Origin of the sequence: Psychromonas algarum, from assembly GCF_004376845.1 — a bacterium.
Lineage (GTDB): Bacteria > Pseudomonadota > Gammaproteobacteria > Enterobacterales > Psychromonadaceae > Psychromonas.
Genome location: NZ_SNUW01000033.1, coordinates 1 through 1,915, shown reverse-complemented (window position 1 = coordinate 1,915; position 1,915 = coordinate 1). Strand labels below are relative to the sequence as shown.

General features: G+C 50.3%; 1 protein-coding gene. It reads left to right on the top strand.

Annotated features, from left to right (window positions below; translation table 11 throughout):
- Positions 1-1,915, top strand: a 1,915-nt coding sequence (locus tag E2R68_RS13775; protein ID WP_134278255.1) for a VCBS domain-containing protein, incomplete at both ends; no start/stop codon positions are given.

Genomic DNA, 1,915 nt, shown 5'->3' with positions numbered 1-1,915 from the left:
TAGCGCGACGTACACGGCGACGGGGACACTGCCGGCGGGCTTTACCTTACATGCTGATGGTAGCTACACATTAGATGCCAGTCATCAAGCGTATCAGCACTTAGAGGCGGGCCATAGCGAAGACATTGCCATTCCTGTGACGGTGACCGATGGTGCAGGCGGGACAGACCCCCAAACCTTGACCATCACCTTAACGGGCACTAATGATGCACCGATAGTGACTCAATCTGTTGTTGCCCAAACCGCGACGGAAGATACGGCCTTTAGTTTTGCACTGCCATCGGATACCTTTAACGATGTGGATAATGGCGATCACTTAACGCTGTCAGCGACAGGGTTACCAAGCTGGCTGCATTTTGATGCAGCAACGGGGACCTTTAGTGGCACACCAAGCAATGCCGATGTGGGTAAACTCCCGATTACGGTTACAGCAACGGATAGTCTGGGTGCACAGGTTAGCACCAGCTTTGCACTGACAGTGAATAATACCAATGATGATCCGGTGTTAAGTCCAATATCGACAGTGTCGGTGACGGAAGATGGCGCGCATGCGAGTGGGCAGTTACACGCGACAGATCCTGATGTGGGTGATACTCAACAGTTAACGTATTCAGTTGCGAATGCCGTTGATGGCTTTACTTTACATAGTGATGGCACTTGGACGTTTGATCCTAGCGATGCGGCTTATCAACACCTTAAAGCAGGTGTTTCAGAAGCACTGTCAATTCCAGTGACGGTGAGTGATGGGCATGGTGGAGCCGATACTCAACAGTTAGTGATTAATATCACCGGCACCAATGATGCGCCGGTGATCGGTGGAACTGATCATGGCTCTATAACAGAAGATCAACATGTCACTCCAAACGCTACAGACCCAAGTATCCATGAGCTAGGTATACAAGGACATTTAGACATAACAGATACCGATTCAGGCGAAGATCATTTTCTATTCCAAGGAGCTACACCTGGTGATAATGGTTTTGGCAGATTTATGATAGTAGCAAGAGGTTTTTGGGTTTACAAAGTAAATAATGATGACCCTAAAATTCAAGAGTTGGGTGCAAATGATTCACGCACAGATTCTATTACTGTGACTAGCGTGGATGGCACAACTCATAAAATTGTCGTGACAATTCATGGTACTAATGATGACCCAACCTTTACTTCAGCAACCTTAGTTAATCACGGTAATGAAGACACTACCGTGCGTGGTCAATTAGGCTCAAGTGATGTCGATACTGGTGATAGCGCGACGTACACAGCGACGGGGACACTGCCGGCGGGCTTTACCTTACATGCTGATGGTAGCTACACATTAGATGCCAGTCATCAAGCGTATCAGCATCTAGAGGCCGGCCATAGCGAAGACATTACCATTCCCGTGACAGTGACCGATGGCGCAGGCGGGACAGAGACCCAAACCTTGACCATCACCTTAACGGGCACGAATGATGCACCGGTTATTACCGACATCAGCGCCAAAACCGTGGCGGAAGGCAGTACGGTCACGGGTACTATTATCTCGAGTGATGTGGATGACCATGCTACTGCGACGTTCAGTATTGCGCAGCCAGTGGATGGGTTTAGCTTACATGCAGATGGCAGCTATACCTTTGATGCCAGCCACGCTAGCTACGCCCATTTAGCGGCGGGCGCATCGCAAGATGTGAACATTGCTGTGACGGTGACCGACGATCAGGGGGCGAGCAGCACCCAAGATTTAATCATTCATGTGACGGGCACCAATGATGTGCCAGTGATTGCGGGCACGGATACGGGTACGGCGCAAGAAGAGCGCCAACTAACGGCGTCAGGCAGCTTGAGCATCACAGATGCGGATGCGGGTGAAGACCACTTTACCGCGGCCAGTGGTATTACGGGAACGGGGAATCACGGCAGCTTAGACATCGATGCC